The organism is Veillonella orientalis, assembly GCF_018406505.1.
Classification (GTDB): domain Bacteria; phylum Bacillota; class Negativicutes; order Veillonellales; family Veillonellaceae; genus Veillonella; species Veillonella nakazawae.
On the sequence record NZ_AP022322.1, the window covers coordinates 609,247 to 628,263 of the forward strand.

21 protein-coding genes are annotated in these 19,017 nt (G+C 36.4%); 20 read left to right on the top strand and 1 reads right to left on the bottom strand.

Translation table 11 applies throughout. The features are described 5' to 3' along the window. Positions 1 to 40: 40 nt before the first annotated feature. The 15 genes from coaE to VEIS1202513_RS02760 all read left to right on the top strand — a co-directional run bounded on the left by coaE (position 41) and on the right by VEIS1202513_RS02760 (position 13,758). On the top strand, positions 41 to 655 hold the full coding sequence (coaE, locus tag VEIS1202513_RS02690; RefSeq protein WP_213467773.1) for a dephospho-CoA kinase: 615 nt from the start codon (positions 41 to 43) through the stop codon (positions 653 to 655). 156 nt (positions 656 to 811) lie between these two features. Beyond that, positions 812 to 1,366, top strand: a complete 555-nt coding sequence (locus VEIS1202513_RS02695) for a lytic transglycosylase domain-containing protein (protein ID WP_005386864.1) — start codon at positions 812 to 814, stop codon at positions 1,364 to 1,366. Continuing rightward, entirely contained in the window at positions 1,350 to 2,045 is a 696-nt protein-coding gene (locus VEIS1202513_RS02700; RefSeq protein ID WP_119209067.1) for a hypothetical protein, read from the top strand. Before VEIS1202513_RS02695 ends, VEIS1202513_RS02700 begins: the two co-directional genes overlap by 17 nt. A gap of 262 nt (positions 2,046 to 2,307) precedes the next feature. Next, a complete protein-coding gene (gene rimP, locus VEIS1202513_RS02705; protein WP_039969229.1) occupies positions 2,308 to 2,766 on the top strand; it encodes a ribosome maturation factor RimP in 459 nt (152 codons plus the stop codon). Between the two features lie 17 nt (positions 2,767 to 2,783). Next, complete coding sequence (gene nusA, locus VEIS1202513_RS02710; protein ID WP_178885094.1) at positions 2,784 to 3,860, top strand: transcription termination factor NusA; 1,077 nt, start codon at positions 2,784 to 2,786, stop codon at positions 3,858 to 3,860. Positions 3,861 to 3,862: 2 nt separating this feature from the next. Beyond that, the gene (gene rnpM / locus VEIS1202513_RS02715) at positions 3,863 to 4,132 is read left to right on the top strand and encodes an RNase P modulator RnpM (RefSeq protein WP_105085510.1); all 270 of its coding nucleotides are present in this window, start codon (positions 3,863 to 3,865) and stop codon (positions 4,130 to 4,132) included. Positions 4,133 to 4,144: 12 nt separating this feature from the next. Continuing rightward, entirely contained in the window at positions 4,145 to 4,450 is a 306-nt protein-coding gene (locus VEIS1202513_RS02720; RefSeq protein WP_213467774.1) for a L7Ae/L30e/S12e/Gadd45 family ribosomal protein, read from the top strand. A 15-nt stretch (positions 4,451 to 4,465) separates the two neighbouring features. Next, the gene (infB, locus tag VEIS1202513_RS02725; RefSeq protein ID WP_213467775.1) at positions 4,466 to 6,928 is read left to right on the top strand and encodes a translation initiation factor IF-2; all 2,463 of its coding nucleotides are present in this window, start codon (positions 4,466 to 4,468) and stop codon (positions 6,926 to 6,928) included. Positions 6,929 to 6,937: 9 nt separating this feature from the next. Continuing rightward, a complete protein-coding gene (gene rbfA, locus VEIS1202513_RS02730; RefSeq protein ID WP_005386857.1) occupies positions 6,938 to 7,294 on the top strand; it encodes a 30S ribosome-binding factor RbfA in 357 nt (118 codons plus the stop codon). 17 nt (positions 7,295 to 7,311) lie between these two features. Continuing rightward, positions 7,312 to 8,256: a DHH family phosphoesterase gene (locus tag VEIS1202513_RS02735; protein ID WP_213467776.1), complete on the top strand. Its 945-nt coding sequence runs from the start codon at positions 7,312 to 7,314 to the stop codon at positions 8,254 to 8,256. Then, on the top strand, positions 8,256 to 9,197 hold the full coding sequence (locus tag VEIS1202513_RS02740) for a tRNA pseudouridine synthase B (protein ID WP_213467777.1): 942 nt from the start codon (positions 8,256 to 8,258) through the stop codon (positions 9,195 to 9,197). The genes VEIS1202513_RS02735 and VEIS1202513_RS02740 overlap by 1 nt, the downstream gene beginning before the upstream one ends. A 2-nt stretch (positions 9,198 to 9,199) precedes the next feature. After that, a complete protein-coding gene (gene ribF, locus VEIS1202513_RS02745; RefSeq protein WP_213467778.1) occupies positions 9,200 to 10,132 on the top strand; it encodes a riboflavin biosynthesis protein RibF in 933 nt (310 codons plus the stop codon). A gap of 13 nt (positions 10,133 to 10,145) precedes the next feature. Then, positions 10,146 to 10,910, top strand: coding sequence for a shikimate kinase (locus VEIS1202513_RS02750; protein WP_105085516.1), 765 nt, complete (start codon positions 10,146 to 10,148; stop codon positions 10,908 to 10,910). After that, positions 10,910 to 13,063, top strand: a complete 2,154-nt coding sequence (gene recD2 / locus VEIS1202513_RS02755; protein WP_213467779.1) for an SF1B family DNA helicase RecD2 — start codon at positions 10,910 to 10,912, stop codon at positions 13,061 to 13,063. The genes VEIS1202513_RS02750 and recD2 overlap by 1 nt, the downstream gene beginning before the upstream one ends. Then, on the top strand, positions 13,063 to 13,758 hold the full coding sequence (locus VEIS1202513_RS02760) for a ComF family protein (protein WP_213467780.1): 696 nt from the start codon (positions 13,063 to 13,065) through the stop codon (positions 13,756 to 13,758). Before recD2 ends, VEIS1202513_RS02760 begins: the two co-directional genes overlap by 1 nt. Before the next feature lie 46 nt (positions 13,759 to 13,804). On the opposite strand, the gene VEIS1202513_RS02765 is transcribed toward VEIS1202513_RS02760, so the two are convergent. Continuing rightward, the gene (locus VEIS1202513_RS02765; RefSeq protein ID WP_004693025.1) at positions 13,805 to 14,407 is read right to left on the bottom strand and encodes an HD-GYP domain-containing protein; all 603 of its coding nucleotides are present in this window, start codon (positions 14,405 to 14,407) and stop codon (positions 13,805 to 13,807) included. Positions 14,408 to 15,303: 896 nt separating this feature from the next. Between VEIS1202513_RS02765 and VEIS1202513_RS02770 the strand changes: the two genes are divergently transcribed. From VEIS1202513_RS02770 to hpf, 5 genes are all read left to right on the top strand, one after another. Further along, a complete protein-coding gene (locus VEIS1202513_RS02770) occupies positions 15,304 to 16,110 on the top strand; it encodes a basic amino acid ABC transporter substrate-binding protein (protein WP_105094300.1) in 807 nt (268 codons plus the stop codon). Positions 16,111 to 16,121: 11 nt separating this feature from the next. Continuing rightward, the gene (locus VEIS1202513_RS02775) at positions 16,122 to 16,778 is read left to right on the top strand and encodes an amino acid ABC transporter permease (RefSeq protein ID WP_024066676.1); all 657 of its coding nucleotides are present in this window, start codon (positions 16,122 to 16,124) and stop codon (positions 16,776 to 16,778) included. Next, positions 16,775 to 17,494 carry an amino acid ABC transporter ATP-binding protein gene (locus VEIS1202513_RS02780; RefSeq protein ID WP_105085521.1) on the top strand — a complete coding sequence of 240 codons (720 nt, stop codon included), beginning with the start codon at positions 16,775 to 16,777 and terminating at the stop codon, positions 17,492 to 17,494. The genes VEIS1202513_RS02775 and VEIS1202513_RS02780 overlap by 4 nt, the downstream gene beginning before the upstream one ends. A 522-nt stretch (positions 17,495 to 18,016) precedes the next feature. Then, positions 18,017 to 18,214, top strand: a complete 198-nt coding sequence (locus tag VEIS1202513_RS02785; RefSeq protein ID WP_178885080.1) for a cold shock domain-containing protein — start codon at positions 18,017 to 18,019, stop codon at positions 18,212 to 18,214. A gap of 240 nt (positions 18,215 to 18,454) precedes the next feature. After that, positions 18,455 to 18,982 (top strand): ribosome hibernation-promoting factor, HPF/YfiA family, encoded by a 528-nt coding sequence (hpf, locus tag VEIS1202513_RS02790; protein WP_178885078.1) that lies wholly within the window; start codon positions 18,455 to 18,457, stop codon positions 18,980 to 18,982. Positions 18,983 to 19,017: the final 35 nt, after the last annotated feature.

Below are 19,017 nucleotides of genomic sequence, written 5' to 3' on the forward strand. Positions count from 1 at the left end.
TGGCTTCTTAATATTAGTTTATTAAAAATAGAAGGTATATATGTTTAAAATAGGATTAACTGGTGGTATTGCATCGGGCAAGAGTACAGTCCTTACCTATTTTAAGGACAAAGGAATACCTTATATCGATGCAGATATCGTCGCTCGTGAAGTAGTAGAGCCTGGTACTGAAGGTTTAGAAGCAATTGTAGATGCCTTTGGTTCTAATGTACTGCATGATGATGGTACATTAAATCGTGAAGCATTGGGCGCTATTGTCTTTCACAATGAAGAAAAACGACAATTGTTAAATGGCTGTTTAAAAACGCATATTCGTAATCGTATTTTGGAACTAACGTCTCAATATGAATCGGTTAATACACCGATTTTAATCTATGATATTCCATTACTCATAGAGGGGGAATGGTTTACCATGATGGATGAGGTATGGCTTGTTTATGTAAACGAGCCTACTCAGATAGATCGCTTAATGAGTCGCAATGGATATACCAGAGAGGATGCTTTGGCTCGCATCAATAGTCAAATGCGTCTTGACGATAAACGATCTTTTGCAGATCTAATAATTGATAATAATGGTACACCTTGTGATTTATTAGCACGCTTGAATAGTATTTGGGAAGAACATATTGAGCCAATTTTACGAGAATCAAAATAATAGTCTGTTATGTACTAATTTTTGTATATAAAATTTAAGATTAAATGGTATAATAACCCCATAAAATTTTGTATAATAGAAATCTATTATTTGGTGTATCACTATACTGTAGCAAATAGTAAAATTTATAAGAATTATGTAAGGAAAGGGGGATTTATGAAACGTGCAACGGCAACGGCGTTATCGTGCGTCGTACTTGGGTGGTTTTATTTTGCTCATTTAGATGATCCTTTAGCGCGTCAAGTGGCATACCCCTTTAACTATAGAGATGTAGTGATGGCTGCAGCTGAGAAGGAACAGGTTCCACCGTCCTTGGTAGCTAGTGTTATCTTAGCTGAAAGTAAATATAAGAATACTGCTGAGTCTGAAACAGGTGCTCTTGGATTGATGCAACTCATGCCAGATACAGCGCGTTGGGTTGCTCAACAAGTTGGTCATGGAAATTATACAGATCGTCAGCTAAAAGAGCCTGAAACAAATATTGAGTTAGGAACATGGTATCTAGGCCATTTGTTAAAAGAATTTAATGGCGATGAGGTGCAGGCGTTAGCTGCGTATAATGCGGGACGCGGCCATGTTGAATCCTGGATTAATGAGAACAAATGGAATGGCATGGTTGATACTATACCATTTCCAGAAACACGTAGCTATGTAAAAGCTGTTTTACAGTATCAACAGAAATATGAGGCATTATATGGAAACGATTATTGAAGCTTGTAAAGCATTAGATTATTCATGGTTGCCTCAGCAGATTGGCGGATTTACTTTAGTAGCATCCAATGAATCTGATTACACTGCGCTACTTGAACGCCTTGCAGCAGGTAAAGAGGTATTAAAGGTACCTATTTTCCATTATCAAAATGATCTAGGGTGGCGATGGTCTGCCTTATATGATAAAGAGGTAGAGGACTATACGGTTCATATTGAAATGCCACTCTTTTCCTTTGTGGATATTTCCTTTGTGCGTGCTGATTTAGAATCGTTCTGGAAGGGGTTACAAGATCGCTGTGTCAAAGGTTTAACTAATATGTTAATCGAGCCAGCAAATAACTTTACCTTTACATACCGTCGCCGAGGCATACCTGAATGGGATTTTTCCGAGGTCATGCCTAAAGAATTGGAAGGTTTTATATGTGATGTTGATCCAGCTCACGGAATTCGGATGATTAATGGTTCTTTTATTATCGGTGAATATCGTAAGATGGATGAATGTACTGGATTATTGCTATATTATAACGAATTACGTGATGAGTACTTTGCAGAGCTTCGTTATAAAAACTATCCTGAAATAGACCATCATTTAGATGCTAAAAATTTAGTTGATTTAACCGCTGTTCTTCGTGAGCATCTAGGTCCTATATTAAAAGGGTTAAATGAGCGGGTTGACTAATAATTGTAAAGTGTGACTATGCTATTTTTTGAGTTATTTTATATTATATGAAATAATCTAAGTGGGAATGTTTGATTAAAGCCCATAATAAAGCGTAGAATTTGTATATACACAGTAAATGTGATATACTATATATGACTTTTATATAAATCTTTTAAAAGAGTGGGCTTATGTCCACTCTTTCATTTATGATTAGCCTAATTTTAAGGTGTTTGTAATCAAGAGATATATACAAGATGTAGTAATAAAGGAGGCGATGGCTATGAAGAGAGAAGCAGTAGAGGAATTTGTATCCTCTGTAGTTGAAGGTATTATAGCCGGCACCGAAATGGAACTAGTCGATGTAGATTACGTTCGTGAACGCGATTGGTATTTACGTGTCTATCTCGACAAACCAGGTGGTGTAGATTTGGATGACTGCCAGTTGGTTAGCGAAAAACTAAGTGCTGTGCTCGACGAAAAAGATCCAATTACGGAAAACTATTTATTGGAAGTATCTTCTCCAGGCCTAGATCGAGTTCTTAAGAAGGATAAGGATTTGGTTCGCTATAATGGTCGTGATGTTGATATCCAGCTATTTAAACCGATTAATGGCAGTAAGCAATTTACTGGTGTATTAGAAGGTTTTACAGACACAACTATCGATTTTACTATCAATGGTGAAAGCATGACATTCGAACGGTCTGCCATCGCACAAATTCGATTACATCTTGATTTTTAATATATGGAGGCATACGAGTGAGTCAAGAATTAATTCAAGCGGTAATGGTGCTTACAAAGCAAAAAGGTTTTGCTCCTGAGGTTATTTTTGAATCCTTAGAGGCTGCATTGTTGCAAGCATATCGCAAAGAACCTACATCTAATCCAGATGCGTACGTTGTGATTGACCGTGAAACAGGCGTTTATAAAGTAATGGCTAAAAAACAAGTAGTGGAAACTGTGGAATTGCCAGAAACAGAAATTAGCTTGTTAGAAGCGCGCAAAATTGACAAACGTTTTGAAGTTGGCGACGTAGTAGAAGTCGATGTTACTCCAGCTAACTTTGGCCGTAGTGCTGCCCATACTGCAAAACAAATGCTTATTCAACGTTTGAAAGAGGCTGAACGCAGCGTAGTATATGAAGAATACTATAGCCGTGAAGGCGATATCATTACTGGCGTTATTACACGTGTTGAAGGTAAAAATGTATTTATCAATTTAGGTAAAACAGAAGCAATCTTGCCTCCTACTGAGCAAATTGCTACAGAAACATATCGCGAAGGAGATCGTATTAAATGCTATATCGTAGAGGTTAAGAAAACTACGAAAGGGCCTCAAATCATGATTTCCCGCACACATCCTGGTTTATTAAAACGCCTCTTTGAATTAGAGGTACCAGAAATTTATGAAGGTGTGGTAGAGCTTAAATCTGTAGCTCGTGAGCCAGGTATGCGTTCTAAGATTGCTGTTTATAGCCGCGATGAAAATGTTGACCCAGTAGGTGCTTGCGTAGGTCCTAAAGGTCAACGTGTACAACATATCGTTGATGAGTTACATGATGAAAAGATTGATATCGTTAAATGGGATGAAGATCCAGCAATTTATATCGCAAACTCTTTGAGTCCAGCAAAGGTTGTATCTGTTGATGTAAGTGAAGAAGAAAAATCCTCTTACGTTGTAGTTCCTGATTATCAATTATCCTTAGCAATTGGTAAAGCTGGTCAAAATGCTCGATTAGCAGCCAAATTAACTAACTGGAAAATCGATATTAAGAGTGAAACTCAAGCAGCTGAAGAACCTTTTGCAGGTTTTGGCAATGCTGAGGATGGAGAATAGTCATGAAACCGAAATCCCAACCTATGCGCACCTGTGTAGGATGTGGTGAGCCAAAGGTAAAACGTGAATTGATTCGTGTAGCCTTGAGCCCAGACGGTAATATTAGTATTGATCGCACTGGTAAAGCACCAGGACGTGGAGCCTATCTATGTGAATCCATGTCGTGCTTTGAACAAGCCTATAAGGCAAAACGATTAGAACGGTCATTAAAGCATAGTGTATCGAAAGAGATATACGAAGCGTTACAACGTGATTTACAAGAGCATGAGTAATCACTGATATACATGAATGAAGATAAAATTTTGAATCTCTTAGGTTTAGCACAACGAGCAGGCAAAGTTATTTCTGGTGATTTTATCGTAGAAAAGGCTATAAAGAGAAAGGAACCAAAATTGGTACTTCTCGCTGGTGACTGTGCAACCAACAATGAAAAGAAATATACTCAATTAGCAGAGACACATCAGATTCCACTTCATAGTATTGCCAATAAAGAGGCGTTAGGAACGGCCATTGGTAAAGAAGTTAGGGTAGTAGTCGCCGTACTAGATGATGGATTTGCAAAGGCAATAGTAAAAGAGATTGATCGATAATAAGGGGGTATGTAGATGTCCAAAAAGCGCGTCCATGAAATCGCCAAAGAGTTCGGCGTAGAAAGTAAGCAGGTCATTTCTATTTTGCAACAACATAATGTAAATGTTACGAAAGCAGTTAATTCTGTAGATGATTCCGGTTATGAAATTGTAAAAAAACAATTGAGTAAGAAATCTGAAGCACCTAAAGTAGCACAAAAAACAGAACAAAAAGTAGAACAAAAATCTGCTCCAACTGCAGCTCATAAACAAGAAGCTGCACCACATAAACAACAACATCCAAATCGTTCTAACGAACAGAAAAAGGATAATCGTAAACAAGGTGGTCAAAAACAAGACGATCAATCTAAACAAAATGACCATAAAAAGGGCAATGTACGTCATGTACAAATCTCTGAACCTACACGTAAATCCGAAGGTAACCAACAATCTGGTGACCGCGCTAACAACCGCCCTAACAATAATAATCGTAATAGTGACAATCGCAATAACAATGGTCGTCCTAATGATGCGCGTAATAATGATAATCGCAATAACGACAATCGAAACAATGATAATCGCAATTCTAATAACAATGATCGTCGTAACAAGAAAAATAAAAAAGGTGGTAACAACCGTCCTCAATCCTTGTTATCTACATCTATGCAAAAGAAAAAGAATCGCGTAAAACATCGTAATGAACAGTACTTACAACAAAAAGCTGAGGCTGAACGTAAGGCTGAAGCAGCGATTGCTACGGAAATCGAATTATCCGGTCCTTTAACAGTTAAAGAATTAGCCGAAAAAATGGGCCGCGAAGTATCTGAAATCATCAAAAAGTTGATGCTTTTAGGTGTTATGGCTAGCATTAACCAAGAGGTTGACGTTGATACTGCTACAATCGTAGCTGAAGAATTTGGTGTAACTGTAACAGAAGTAGAACCTGAAGAAGATCCTACTGATATCATCGAAATCGAAGATGCACCAGAAACATTAAAACCTCGTCCTCCAGTTGTTACTATCATGGGTCACGTTGACCATGGTAAAACATCCTTGTTGGACGTAATTCGTCAAACTAATGTAACAGCTGGCGAAGCAGGTGGTATTACTCAACATATCGGTGCTTACCAAGTTCGTTATAACGACAATAAAATTACATTCCTTGATACTCCTGGCCATGAAGCGTTTACAGCTATGCGTCTTCGCGGTGCTAAATCTACAGATATCGCAGTTCTTGTTGTAGCTGCTGATGATGGTGTAATGCCTCAAACTATTGAAGCCATAAACCATGCTAAATCTGCAGATGTACCTATTATTGTTGCTATCAACAAAATGGATAAACCAGGTGCTAACCCAGACCATGTTAAACAACAATTGTCTGAACATGGCCTTTTACCAGAAGAATGGGGCGGCGATGTAATCATGGTTCCAGTTTCTGCTAAACAAAAACAAGGTATCGACGACTTGCTCGAAAATATCTTGCTCGTAGCAGAAGTTATGGAATTAAAAGCGAACCCTAACCGTAAAGCTTACGGCGTAGTTATCGAGGCTCAACTTGATAAAGGTCGTGGTGCTGTATGTACCGTATTAGTACAAAAAGGTTCCCTTCGTGTAGGTGACACTGTACTTGCTGGTACTGCTTATGGTAAAGTACGTGCCATGACAAATGAACGCGGTGAAAGGGTAAAAGTAGCTCGTCCTTCTATGCCAGTTGAAATCTTGGGCTTCTCAGAAGTTCCACAAGCTGGTGAAATCATCAATGGTATGGATGATAACGAAGCACGTGCAATCGCAGAAAAACGTATTGCTAAACAACGCGTTCAAGAATTGCAAGCTACTCACAAAGTTACATTGGATGATATCTTCAACCAAATTCAACAAGGTGAGTTAAAAGATCTTAATATCATCATTAAAGCAGACGTTCAAGGCTCTGTAGAAGCATTACGTCAATCCTTGGAAGGCATTAAAAACCCTGAAGTACGTATCGTTATCGTTCATGCTGCAGTAGGTGCTATTAATGAATCCGATATCATGTTGGCTTCTGCATCTAATGCCATCGTTATGGGCTTCAATGTACGTCCTGATGCTAATGTACGTCGTGCTGCTGAGAATGAAAAAGTTGACCTTCGTACATATCGCGTAATCTACGATGCTATTAATGACGTTGAGTCTGCGATGCGTGGTATGTTGGCTCCTCAATTCAAAGAGGTTGTCGTTGGTCGTGCAGAGGTACGTCAAGTTATTTCTACACCTAAAGCAATTGTTGCCGGTTCTTATGTAACAGAAGGTCGTATTACTAACGATTCTGAAGTACGTTTGATCCGTGATGGTATTGTTGTATTTGAAGGTAAAGTTGACTCTTTACGTCGATTTAAAGACGAAGTAAAAGAAGTTAAAACATCCTTCGAATGTGGTATCTCCTTAGAAGGTTACCGCGACATCAAGGAAGGCGACGTAATTGAAGCGTACTTGATGGAAGAAGTTGCACCTCAAATATAGGAGGTTTATATGAGTGACGTTCGTGTCAGAAAATTACAAGAATTCATCAAACAAGAGGTAAGTCAAATGTTGATGCGTGGATTGAAAGATCCTCGCATCGGCTTTACTACTATTACCGATGTTCATGTAACCGGTGATTTACGAGAGGCTACAATTTACGTTTCCTTGTTTGGTTCCGATAAGGAAAAAGAAGATACTCTTATCGCTTTAAAGCATGCAGCAGGCCATATTCGTACTGAGCTTGGCAAAGTACTTAAGTTGCGCCATATTCCTTCTATCACATTTGATAAGGATACGTCTTTAGACTATAGCATGCATATTGAATCCCTTTTGAATGAAATTAAAAAGGACGAAGAAAAAAATTAACACAAAGGATAGAGAACATGAGTAAGATTACTATTAATCAATTACATGTGGCTTTGTGTGAAGCTAATTCTATTATGCTAACCGTCCATGTTAGACCCGATGGTGATGCTATCGGGTCCATGGTGGCCTTTTACGAATCCCTTGTAGGGCAAGGTAAAACTGTATATATGGTAGTGGATGATGTAGTTCCTGAAAAGTACTCATTCTTACGATATACGGACCACATCCATGATGTAGCGTATTTTGAAACAAATCCTGTTGATATTGATATGCTAATGGTATTGGATGCTAGCACGTATGAGCGAATTGGCAAAGTAGGTGCACTATGGAGTGCACCTATTTTTAATATAGACCACCATATTTCTAATACGGAGTTTGCGGATCATCTATATTTAAAGCCTAATTTTGCTGCTACTGGTGAAATTATTACCTATTTATGTACAAAATGGAATTGGCCTATCACTGAGTCTATGGGCACTGCATTATATATGGCTATTGCTACAGACTGTGGCTTCTTTAAGTTCAGTAATACCACAGCCAATACTTTAGAAATGGCTGCAAAATGTGTAGCAGCTGGTGCTAGACCTAATGTTATTTCTGAAACGATTGAAGCTGTGTCTGCCAGTCGTCTTGAATTAACAAAACAAGTTATGCAAACTATCGAGTTTTACAAGAATAACACCGTGGCTACAATCGAGTTGAATCGTGAAGCCATGACAATTCTTGGGGATGATACGGATGGTTTTGTAGATATTATTAGAAACGTTGATACTGTTGATATAGCTATTTTATTAAAAGCTGAAGCTGATGATAGAACGCGGGTAAGCTTGCGTTCTAAAGGAACTGACGTGAATGCTATAGCTAGCAATTTTGGCGGTGGCGGACATATTCGAGCTTCCGGTTGTACCATTAATTTACCATTACAGGAAGCAAAACAAGCTCTTATTGAGGTGATTAAATAATGGATGGCGTTTTACCATTTTTAAAACCTCCTGGAATAACAAGCCATGATGCTGTTGCCATTTGTCGCCGCATTTTAAACGAGAAGCGCATAGGACATAGTGGTACTTTAGATCCTATGGCTTATGGTGTATTGCCAGTATTTCTTGGTAAGGCTACGCGACTTATTGAATACACTGATGGTTTTGATAAAACCTATGTGGCAGAATGTAAATTTGGGACTTTTACAGATACTGAAGATAGTTCAGGTCAACCCGTATTGCCTGATAATGACATGGTATTGCGAGATGGCGTTCTATTAAATGAATCGTCTCAAAGTTCAGAACTTTCTGATGCTATAGTAAAGCCGACTTTTGAAGAATTAGTCAATACATTAAATACGTTCTTCGGAGTTCAAAATCAGAGACCATCAAAATATTCCGCTATTAAAGTAAATGGTATTCGTGCTTATGAATATGCCCGTAAAGGTCTTCCTGTAGAATTGCCATTACGGAAAATTCATATAAAAAATATTGAGCTTCTAGCGTATGGATTTCCATATTTTACAGTTCGTGTAACATGCTCTGGAGGCACTTATATTCGTTCATTATTACGTGATATATGTGTTTCATTAGGTATACCAGGAACGATGACATCTTTGGTGCGTACTCAAGTAGGGCCCTTTGATATTGGTTCTGCAAAAATGGCTGAGGAACTGATGATTCATGGTGAAAGCCTATTGTTACCAACGGATACAGCAGTTTCACATCTTTCAAAAGTAACGGTAAATAGTGTACAATTAAAGATGATGGTTCAAGGTAAACAATTATCTATTGATAGTGAATTTTCCTATACCAAACCAGATCATTATTATAGAGCCTATGGTCCTCATGGATTCATTGGTATTATGAAACGAACAAACCACACATTAAAGGTGGAAAAAAATATTTTTATTGAAGGATAAGTATGAAGCAATTACATTCGTTTGATGAACTACGTCAAATCAAAGATACAAAAGTATATGCCCTAGGTACCTTTGATGGCATTCATCGAGGTCATCAACGAGTTATACGGAAGGCTGTTGAAGAAGCTGCATCAGTTAATGGTGTTAGCATTATCATTACCTTTGAACATCATCCGTTGACAATTCTACATCCAGAACGTGTTCCGAAGAGGGTTATTCAAGAAGAGGTTATGGATACCGTTCTTGATGATTTGAATGTAGATTATATTTTGCGATTACCTATGAATGAAGAACTACTTCAAATGAGTGCTGATGAATTTTTAGATGCTCTTTGTACGGATATGAATGTTCAAGCCATCGTAATAGGTGAGAATTTTACATTCGGTGCAAAAGGATTAGGTAATCCTACATATATGAAACAAGCATTGGCCGATAAGCATATACAAGTCCTAGTACAGCCTTTATTGCCTTGTGATGGTCTTAGTACACCTATTTCAAGTACTGAAATCAGAAAAGCGATTCGAGAAGGGCGTTTAGAAGATGCTACTGGTTGGCTAGGAAGACCATTTCAATTTAAAGGGACTGTTATTAAAGGTGATCAAAGAGGTCGTACATTAGGGTTTCCTACATTAAATTTATTACTTCCTAATGAAATGGCTACACCTCCAGATGGAGTGTATGCTAATCGCGTGTGTATCGATGGCATTTGGTATGATGGGGTAGGTAATATTGGGGATAATCCTACATTTAAAAATCAGTACCATAGATGCGAAGTACATCTGTTTAACTTTGACCAAGATATATATGGAAAAACAGTTCTTGTACAATTTATTTCCTATATTAGAGGCGAAGTTAAATTTAATAACTTACAAGATCTTATTGATCAAATGAAGGTGGATGAAGAACAGGCTTTAGCTATTTTGGCTAATGCATAATAAGGGGGTTCTCATGGATATTAAAGAAGCTCGTAAACAAATAGATAGCATTGATGCTGTATTAGTCGCTGAATTTGAAAAAAGACTATCTTTAATCAAAGAAATTGGTAAATATAAAGATGAACATCATTTACCACTCGTCGATGAAGCGCGTGATGAAAGTATTGTTGCATTGCATACTGCAAATTGCAAAGATAAAACGTTATCACCTTATGTTGAAAATTATATAAAGACTGTTGTTTCTATGAGCAATGAGTTTTTAAAAGAGCATATGCATAAGCATATTTTTCTCATCGGTATGCCAGGAGCTGGTAAGACTACAGTTGGTAAAATGTTAGCCAAGGAATTGGGCCGAGACTTTTACGACTTAGATCAAACAATTCAAGATAAAGTAGGGAAATCTGTACAAAATATTTATATTTATGATGGTAAAGATGCTTTCAGCGAGTATGAATACAGTACAATTAAAGAATTAATTCATAATAAGCCATCTGTTATTGCTACCGGTGGTGGTACGGTTACCTATGACAAAACAGTAAAGTTAATGCGTAATAATGGTCTTGTTGTATTTGTTAATCGCGATGTAAATCATATCCTAGATGATTTGGATCTTGAAATTCGCCCACTTGTTAAAGAAAGCATTGAGTATATCTTTAATGTATATGAAGAACGATACCCTTTATATGAAGAAGTGGCACATATTAAAATAGGTAATGAAGGAAGCATTACCGATGCGGTACAAGAAATTATTGAAGCCTTGCCTAATACGGAGAAATAATGGACGCTATACGAGGATTTGTATACCGAACTATATATGAGAATACACAACGTACGTATTGCGTGTTTGTCCTTAAGGATTATAATGAGGAATACATTACTTGTACTGGTAAATTTGAGTCTCCTAAAGAGGGGGAAGATATCGAAGTTCGCGGCCGATATGTAGAACATGAAAAATACGGTCGTCAATTTGATGCTACTAGTGTAGAGAAGTTAAAGCCTGACAATATGGGTGCTGCAAAGACCTACTTAATGAACTTAGGGATTAAAGGTTTTGGTGAAAAGTCCGTAGAAAAGGTACTTGATTATTTTGGTATTCGTATATTAGAAATTTTACGAGAGGAACGACCTGAAGAAATTAAGGATGTTCCTGGTCTTCGAAAAAGTATTAAGGATGAACTATTTAATACGTTACTTGGTGAAGGTATTTTATCCGATTTAAATCACTTTTTTGAAAGTCACCATATTTCGTCTAAATGGAGTCGAACTGTATACACTTATTACGGTGTTCAGTCTGTGGCTGTTATTGAAGATAATCCTTATACTTTGTTACGTGTAGCACCAGATATGCTCTTTGGTACGGCTGATACACTGGCGGAACATTTAGGTATTACTGGCAGTGACTCTCGCCGTTTAGCGGCTGGTTTAGAATGGATTTTACGCAGTTTAGATAATCAAGGTCATACTTGTTTGCCTGTAGATCAACTTATTGGCCGTTTAGATGATCTGTTACAAACTGATGTAGATGATATTGCTAACTTTATTGAAGATCTTTTGGAGCAAGGTGCTTTATATAGTACTTATTATGAAGATATCTTATATATTTACCCTCCAGAAATGTACGTGTCTGAAGTAGAAAGCGTTCATTATACAAAGGATTTTTTATTAGAGGCAGATCCAATTTCTCTAGATATTCCAAGTTTTATAGATAAATTTGAAGCAGATAATCACATTACATTTGGGGACGCCCAAAAAGAGGCTATACAGCTATCTTTCTTTGAAAAGCTTTCCCTAATAACTGGTGGCCCTGGTACGGGCAAAACGACGATTATTAAGGCTTTAGTAAAAGGATTTCAACTTGGTGGCTTGGGGCGTATTATTCTATGTGCACCTACGGGGCGTGCTGCAAAACGACTTACAGAGGCTACCGAGTTTGAAGCAACAACGATACATCGCTTATTAGTGCCTGTTCAGGGCAGTGACTCTTATGACTTTACTAAGAATGAAGATGATCCTTTAGATATAGATGTTATTATCATTGATGAAGCATCTATGCTCAATGTACGTTTATTCTATTCGTTAATGGCAGCTATTCCAAAGGAAGCTCATGTTATTATCGTAGGTGACGTTGATCAATTGCCACCTATTGGAGCAGGCTTTGTATTAAAAGATTTGCTCGATAGTGACTGTGTGCCTTATACGCGACTTAACCAGATTTATCGACAAAGTTCTGGTAACACTATTGTAGAAAGCGCTTATGCTATTAACCGTGGTGAAATGCCAAAACTTGATAGTCTAAGTGAAGAGTTTTCCTTTATACCTGTTAAGTCTTACGATATGATGATGAAAGCTATCATAGATGTATATAAGCGAGAACAGGAGCATATTGAGGATGAGTTAGATATTCAAATTATTTCTCCTATGAGACGTGGTGAAGCTGGAAGTACACTCATTTCTCAGTATGTACAACAAGCAGTTAATCCTCCAGATAGTTTAAAAGGGGAAGCACGCGTTAATGGTATTACATACCGTGTAGGGGATAAAGTTATCCAAATCCTCAATGATTATGAGTTAGAAGTCTTTAATGGTGAGATTGGAATTATATATGCCATTACACGAACAGATATTTGTATCCGATTTATTCATAAAGAGGTTCGTCTACCTATCGACGAAGCACATATGATTATGCCAGCTTATGCTATTACAGTTCATAAGAGCCAAGGTAGCGAGTATGGTGTGGTTATCATTCCATTTGTTCCACGTTATGGTGGTATGTTGCAACGTAATTTGTTGTACACTGCTGTTACACGAGCTAAACGGAAGGTTATTATCGTTGGTACAACGAGCGCTCTAGAACGTGCTGTACGTACTGTAAACGGTGATGAACGATATACATTGTTTAAAGAACGACTACAAGGGAGATGTGATTCGTAATGAGTCTTTGGGATTTCCTATTTCCACCTGTATGTCCTCACTGTGGAGCCTCTGTAGCAACACAAGGAGATTGGTGTAAATCTTGTTTTACTGATCTACTGCATATTCGTCATGTGCCAAACAAATTTCTACATTATGTAGAGGATGTATGTATATTGGCTGAATACCGTGGTGGTTTAAAGTCTATAATTTACGATGTAAAATTCAACGAAAAAAAGGAGCAGTCCAAAGGGGCTGCTCCTTTTTTAGCATCGTACAACCTTTACATGAAATATGATGAGTTTCATATTGTTAATAGCAAGTGCTCTGTTATTTATGATTATATTATTCCTGTTCCGTCTAGCGAAAGGAAAAAAGCTAAGAGAGGATATAACCAAGTTGATTTATTTTTTACCAAGTGGGCTAAATCTTTACAAAATATAGATAATAAACATTTTGCTTGGTTAGACTGTTTATACAAATTTGATACTTCTAATGATATGTGGGCGTTAACGAATAAGGAACGACATCAAAATATTGAGGAGGCCTTTGTCATTGGCGCTAACTATAAAGATATTGAATTAAAGGATAAGACAATACTTATCGTAGATGATATATATACTACAGGGGCTACGATTGAAGCCGTCGCAAAGGTCATTAGAGCATATAAACCTTGTAAAATTGATGCATTAACATTAGCTAGTGGTAGTTTTTAAGTATATAAAAGAGCGTTCACCTTATGGTGAACGCTTAATCATGAGACTAACCAAGAACATCGATAAATGCTTTTACTACATCTGGATCGAAAAGGGAGCCAGATGCACTAAAGAGTTCTTCTTTAGCTTTAGCTTTAGTTTTTGCCCAAAATTCAGTAGAAGGATTCACTGTTGTATCGTAATAATCTGCTACAGCGATAATTCTAGCTCCTAATGGGATATTAGCACCACGTAAATGTTTAGGATAACCAGAGCCATCCCATTTTTCGTGGTGATAACGAATATAAGGCAAGATTTGTTGACAACATGGGTAGTTTTCAATCATATTGGCACCACTCGCAGCATGTTGTTTATACTTGGACATTTCTTGCTTGTTAAGATATGGAGATTTTTGAATTAATGCATTAGGTACCATTAAAAGCCCTACGTCATGAAGTAAAGCTGCGTGGCGAATTTGCTCAATTTCATTTAATGGTAAACCCATCTTAGCAGCAATACTAACTGCATAGTTTGAAACTTGGATAGAATGAGTGTATAGATGATAGCTCTTCATTTGTATCATTTGCAAGAGCTGAGCACTAATGGCTTCTAAACTGTCCTTCTCCAGTTCGTACAACCCTGATGGTTGCATTAATGATAACATAAACATAATAAACCCCTTTAACTAACATGTAGAACATATGGTACAACCCCTCGTACTTATGTTCATATCGTACAACTTTAGGCCGTTCTTATTTAATAGTATACAAATTATACACCATAAATAATGTTTTGTGTATGATACGTATGTTCTGTTATACATGTTGTATTCATATTTAGCATACTAAAAATAATTGACATTTTAGGAATGCACTAAATATAGTACCTTGAAATATTAATTTTATAAATATTAAAATAATATGAAGAATATTTTAGGTTTTCTATTACAATTTTCTATACATCGGAAAAAAGGGGTTGCAAAATTTGTTCTCATTTCAATGAGAAATAAACGTTAATATGTTCGATAAAGATAAAAGTTTTGTATATTTTATTAAATTATATGTCTTCGTAAATCTAGACATGAATTATGTTATTCTTTATAATACGTCTATACGGGTCTGTGGTTGAAAGTCGATGCCAGTCGCAGGCAAAACGATCCACATAAGCAACCCAAGGGGTTGTGAGCATGGTGCGGCTTAGGTGTAAGTCCTGCCGGTAAAACCGAGAGGAGTAGTAGTGGGGAGTCTCGGACTTATGAGCGAACCTTCCAGCAGGCGAGTGTGGGGGCAAAGACCAGGTCAGCCGTATACGGGCACATGAGGCTTTTCTCATGTGCTTTTTTCTTTTTATACATCTGTATATTAAAAAATCTATAGAAAACCACTACCTATGGGAAAGTTATTATACATTGATATCATAATTATACAATGAGTGCATAAAAATAAAATGCAAATATAGTGATTTATTGATATCTAAGAATTTTCTATACAAAATTGTTGACATAATTATACTAAGTGATATACTAGTGTAATAAAAATAGTTAGTTTAGTGAACGAGGATGATTTGATGTTAAATAGGAAGTTAAAAAAATTAATCATTGGTGGTTGTATGTTAGTATTGGCTGGTACTGTAATTGGCGGTTGTGGAACTTCTACACAAACAACTTCTAATAAATTAATCGTTGGTACTAATGCCACATTTGTTCCATTTGAATTTAAAGATGAAAAAACTCAAGACTATACAGGCTTTGATATTGATCTTATTCGTGCCATCGGTAAGCGTATCAATAAAGATGTAGAGCTTAAGAATGTTGCCTTTGATGCTCTAATTCCAGCGTTAAATACACATGATATTGATGTAGCAGCATCTGGTATGACTATTACAAAAGCTAGAAGTGAAAAGGTGTTATTCTCTTCTCCATATTATGAAAATGCACTTGCTGTAGTATATAAAGATGGTGCCAATATTACATCCCTTGATGATCTTAAAGGTAAAAAGATTGCTGCTCAATTAGGTACAACTGGTGCTGATTTAGCTCATAAAATTGAAGGTACTACTGTAAAAGAGTTTGACCATAGTAATGAAGCTTTGTTAGAATTACAAAATGGCGGTGCTGATGCAACTGTAATTGACTTGCCGGTAGCTCAATTTTATAGTACTAAACATCCAGACCAACATATTAAATTTATGGCATATCCAAATACGAAAGAATATTTGGGCTTAGCAATCAATAAAGACAACAAAGACTTGCAAGAACAAATTAATAAAGCAATCGCCGATATGAAGGCCGATGGTGAATTTAATACATTATATAAAAAATGGTTTAATGTAGATGCACCAGCTGATATGCCAGTAGTGTTAGAATTTAAATAATAGGAGAGATCATGAGTTTTAATTGGGGGTTAATTGCGGATAATTTACCGCTTTTATTACAAGGTGCACTTGTAACCGTTGAAATTACAGCCATGTCTGTAGGCTGTGGTTTCTTTATCGGTCTATTAGTAGCCATAGCAAATTTATCTAAATTTACTGTAGTTAGATTATTAGCAAAATGCTATGTAGATATCATTCGTGGTACACCACTATTGGTACAAATCTTCTTGATTTACTTCGCATTGCCAATGATTACTGGACAACGTATTGATCCATTTATTGCTGCTGTTACTGCATGTAGTATTAACTCTGGTGCTTATGTATCTGAAATCTTCCGTGCTGGCATTCAGTCTATTGATAAAGGTCAAATGGAAGCGGGTCGATCTCTTGGTTTGACTTGGGGCCAAACTATGCGTTATATCATCATGCCGCAAGCTTTCAAAGCAATTATTCCACCATTGGGTAATGAATTTATTGCTATGTTGAAAGACTCCTCATTGGTTTCTGTAATTGGTTTCGAAGAATTGACACGCCGTGGTCAACTAATCATTGCCAAAACATATGCATCATTTGAAATTTGGGGGACAGTTGCTGTTATCTACCTTATTATGACAGTAACAATTTCACAATTGGTTGGTTACCTTGAAAGGAAATATAGCATTAAATGATTAAGTTAGAAAATGTACATAAATCCTTTGGTAAAAATGAAGTATTAAAGGGCATTGATTTACATATCGAAAAAGGTCAAGTTGTAGTTATTATTGGTCCATCAGGTTCTGGTAAAAGTACAGTATTGCGTACTATGAATTACTTAGAAGAGCCTACATCTGGTAAGGTCATTGTAGATGGTATGGATCTTTCAGATAAATCTAAACTTAATGAAGTCCGTGCGGAAGTAGGCATGGTATTCCAAAACTTTAATCTTTTCCCACACATGACTGTAATGGAAAATTTAACCTTAGCACAAACTAAGGTCCGCAAAACATCTAGTGATGAGGCTAAAAAAATTGGTCAATCTTTATTAGATCGAGTAGGTTTGAAAGATAAAGCAAATGCTTATCCTGACTCATTATCTGGTGGTCAAAAGCAACGTGTTGCTATAGCTCGTGCTTTAGCAATGAAACCAAAGGTTATGCTCTTTGATGAGCCTACCTCTGCGTTGGATCCAGAAATGGTTCGCGAAGTTCTGGATGTAATGAAGTCTCTAGCCGAAGAAGGTATGACAATGGTCATTGTTACTCATGAAATGGGCTTTGCAAAAGAGGTTGCAGACCGGGTATTATTTGTAGATGGTGGATTAATTCTTGAAGATGATACTCCTGAAAAAGTATTTGATGCACCAACAAATGATAGAACAAAATTGTTCTTATCGAAAATTTTATAATAATAATTTCTAACATAAAAGGAAGTAAATTCTGTTTACAGGTTTGCTTCCTTTTTTGACTATTTTTAAAGTTAACTGAATTTGTACATATTAGATTTCGTGATATATGAATCGCTTTATATCTATTAATATATTTGATAACTTAATCTCAATATATTAAATTGGTCCCGATAAATAAGCCATTCTAGACATTGGTTAATCTGTAAAACGCGATTATTGCCATAAATATTTGTGATATATAAATATTTTATACATACATATCTTATGATAATAATTTTTAATTCATATAATTTTATGATTATAAAATTATGCAATAAATTAATATGCTGTTCGTAAATATTTATAACATTGATGAATCAAGGGTTTTATGTGATTTTTGCTGGGTGGGATATAAATGAGATATCTTTGTATATTCATTAAAAGTGTTAATATTATTGTTTGATATTTTATACATGCTGTGTTATGATACAAGTGTAGTGCAAGACAGTAAGACAATATATATATTTTTAGGAGGATGTTACCATGTTAGGTAAAGTAAAATGGTTCAGCGCAGAAAAAGGTTATGGTTTTATTGAACGCGAAGACGGTAGCGATGTATTCGTACATTACTCTGCGATCCAAGACGAAGGTTTCAAATCTTTGGCAGAAGGTCAAAATGTAGAGTTTGATATCGTTGATGGTAACCGTGGCCCTCAAGCTGCTAACGTTGTAAAAGCGTAATAACATACCAAAAAATACATAAAAGCAACATATAGCAAAACTCTGATATCGCATGATATCAGAGTTTTTTTGCTACTACTAAAAGTAATATTTATAATTCTACAAAAAATATAAAATTCTTTTTGAAAAAAAGAGGAGTTTTATATGTGAATGTAGAAATACTAAATATAACACGAGAGATAAGTAAAAAATACTACACACTCGTATCTCGTGGATGATTTTTAGAAAGGGTGTTGACTTATGAAAGTAGCAATCAGAGGTAAAAACATTGAAGTGACAGATGCTCTAAGAGCATACATCGAAAAGAGATTGAGCAAATTAACTCGTTACTTCGATGATGAGTTAGATGCACAAGCGGTTTTATCCGTTGTAAAAGATAAATCTACTGTTGAACTTACATGCTTCGTTAATAAAATTGTTCTTCGTGGTGTAGAAACAAACGATGATATGTATGCTGCTATTGATTTGGTAATAGACAAAATCGTACGTCAAATTCACAAACATAAAACTCGTTTAGCTAAACGCTTCAAAAAACAAGAGGCTTTCCATCCAGAAGCTTTAGCGGCTCCTGTAGAAGAAGAAACTATCGAAGTTGTAAAACGCAAACGCTTTGCAGTACGTCCTATGGATGTAGAAGAAGCTATTTTACAAATGAATCTTATTGGTCATGACTTCTTTATGTTCTTCAATGCTGAAACAGAAGCAATGAATGTAGTATATCGTAGACATGATGGATTCTATGGCTTGATCGAGCCAGAATTACAATAACCTATAATGTCGGCTGACAATAATCCTAACTCCTT